Here is a 2158-nt window from a genome sequence, read left to right as displayed (position 1 = left end):
CGCGCCGGTCCACCGGTCCCTCGACGCGGCGCAGGCCGCGCTGCGCGACGAGCCGCTGGCCGCGGTGCTCGACGCCGACCTGCCCCCGGTCGTGGCGGCGGCCCGGGAGGCGCGGGCGCTGGTCACCGACGGCTGCGCCCGGTGGGACGTGCCGGAGCTGGCCGAGCCGGCCTCCATCGCGGTCACCGAGATGGTCAACAACGTGGTCGCGCACGCCGGGACGCGGATGACCGTCCGGGTGGCGCCCCGGGACAGCGCCCTGCACCTGGCGGTCCGGGACCACTCCCACCGGCGGCCGGCGTATGCCGGGCTGGCCCCGCTCACCTCCACCGGGGGCCGGGGGCTGCTGCTCATCGACACGGTGGCGCGGCGCTGGGGAAGCACGCCGCTGGCGGACGGCAAGGTCGTCTGGTGCGTGCTGCACGCGGAGGACGAGGCCCGGCTCCGCGGCTGAGTCCCCTTTTTGCCCCGTTCCTCCCGATCCACCCCGCCGGTTGCGGTTAATCCGGCGAGCGCAGTGGGTAGTTCCCCGTCATGCGCGACGACGAGTACCCCACCCCCGTGTCCGACCCCGAGGCGGAGGGCCTGCCGGACACCGCCGACGACGACTCGACCGCCAACGACGACGTGCTGACCGGACGCGAGGCGGACGGGCCGGAGCCCGCCCAGCTGCCCGCCGACCGCACCCCGGTGGCGGTGGACCGCTTCGGCACCACCGCCGAGGAGCAGCTCGACGGCGAGTCGCTGGACTACAAGCTCCAGCGCGAGCAGTACGAGCGGCCCGCCGACGACCCGCTGGCCGGCCCGGTCGACCCGGACATCGCGGCCGAGGCGGACAGCGAGGAGGCCGCCGCGCAGGCCCAGCTCGACGCCGACGTGATCGACCCCGGCCCGACCTCCGACCCGCACTCCCCGGTCTCCATCTACGACCACGGCCAGCTCGGCACGGTCGCCGACCACGAGGTGGGGCGGCTGGTCGAGCCGGACGAGGGGGCGCACACCGACCAGGAGACCGACAACGTCGCCTACGACGCCGGCTCGGCCGGGGGCGGGGCCACCGCGGAGGAGCTGGCCGTCCACGAGACCCGGCCGCCGGAGGCGAGCTGAGCCTCAGCCGTCCAGGCCCCGCTCGATCGCATACCGGGTCAGCTCGACCCGGTTGTGCAGCTGGAGCTTGCCGAGCGTGTTCTGCACGTGGTTCTGCACCGTCCGGTGGGAGAGCCCGAGGCGCTCGGCGATCTGCTTGTACGACAGCCCCTTCGCCACCAGACGCAGCACCTCGGTCTCCCGCTCGGTGAGCCGGGGAGCGTCGTCGTGCGGGGCGGGCGGCGCGGCGGCCAGCCGCCGGTACTCCCCCAGCACCAGCCCGGCCAGGCCCGGGGTGAAGACCGGCTCGCCGGCCGCCGTGCGGCGCACCGCGTCCAGGAAATCGGCCGGCGCGGCCGACTTCAGCAGGTAACCGGTGGCGCCGGCCTTGACCGCGTCCAGCACGCTCTGCGGCTCGCCGCTGGCCGACAGCATCAACACCCGCACCTCGGGCAGGGCGGCGCGCAGCCCCCGGATCACCTCGACGCCGGAGACGTCCGGCAGTTGCAGGTCGAGCACGACCACGTCGGGGCGGGCCGCCGCGGCCACCCGGACCGCCTGGCGCCCCTCCCCGCTGGTCGCCACCACCAGGTGCCCGGCCTCGGTGAGGTCGCGGGCCACGCCCTCCCGCCACATCGGGTGGTCGTCGACCACCATCACCCGGATGCTCACCGGCCGCTCCGCGGCACGGTCAGCTCGATCTCGGTGCCGGTGCCCGGGGCGGAGACGATGCGTACCTCGCCGCCCAGGTCGGCCACCCGGCCCCGGATGGACTGGGCCACCCCGAGCCGGCCCTGCGCGGCGGCCTCGGCCAGTCGCCCGTCCGGGATTCCCGGGCCTTCGTCGCGTACCGAGACGGTCACCGTCTCCCCCTCGTCCTCGATCAGCACCCAGGCCCGCCCGCCGGCGTGCCGGGTCACGTTGTCCAGCGCCGCCCCGACCGCGGCGGCCAGTTCGCCGGCCACCGGCCCGGGCAGCGGCACCGGGGTGGCCGGCGCGGCCACCTGCACGGTCGCCGAGGCGTACCGGTCGAGCAGGTCGCGCAGGTCCCGGGCGTCGCCCGCCCCGTCCG

General features: G+C 76.4%; 4 protein-coding genes. 2 read left to right on the top strand and 2 right to left on the bottom strand.

Annotated features, from left to right (window positions below; translation table 11 throughout):
* Both B0E53_RS35810 and B0E53_RS35805 read left to right on the top strand, forming a co-directional pair.
* A partial coding sequence (locus B0E53_RS35810; protein WP_146167950.1) for an ATP-binding protein occupies nt 1–454 on the top strand: 454 nt, incomplete at its 5' end.
* Between the two features lie 80 nt (nt 455–534).
* Nucleotides 535–1107 (top strand): DUF5709 domain-containing protein, encoded by a 573-nt coding sequence (locus B0E53_RS35805; RefSeq protein ID WP_107079855.1) that lies wholly within the window; start codon nt 535–537, stop codon nt 1105–1107.
* Nucleotides 1108–1110: 3 nt separating this feature from the next.
* Here the strand turns inward: B0E53_RS35805 and B0E53_RS35800 are convergent, their stop codons facing one another.
* Both B0E53_RS35800 and B0E53_RS35795 read right to left on the bottom strand, forming a co-directional pair.
* Nucleotides 1111–1743: a response regulator transcription factor gene (locus B0E53_RS35800; protein WP_210406355.1), complete on the bottom strand. Its 633-nt coding sequence runs from the start codon at nt 1741–1743 to the stop codon at nt 1111–1113.
* Nucleotides 1744–1754: 11 nt separating this feature from the next.
* On the bottom strand, nt 1755–2158 hold a 404-nt coding region (locus tag B0E53_RS35795), incomplete at its 5' end, for an ATP-binding protein (RefSeq protein WP_246835774.1).

Source organism: Micromonospora sp. MH33 (assembly GCF_003013775.1).
Classification (GTDB): Bacteria; Actinomycetota; Actinomycetes; order Mycobacteriales; family Micromonosporaceae; genus Micromonospora; species Micromonospora fulviviridis.
This window is presented reverse-complemented; position numbering and strand designations above follow the sequence as displayed.

Excerpts from the sequence above, each read along its gene's own strand:
- B0E53_RS35800 (WP_210406355.1), bottom strand. The coding sequence starts at position 1,743 with ATGGTGGTCGACGACCACCCGATGTGGCGGGAGGGCGTGGCCCGCGAC.
- B0E53_RS35805 (WP_107079855.1), top strand. The coding sequence starts at position 535 with ATGCGCGACGACGAGTACCCCACCCCCGTGTCCGACCCCGAGGCGGAG.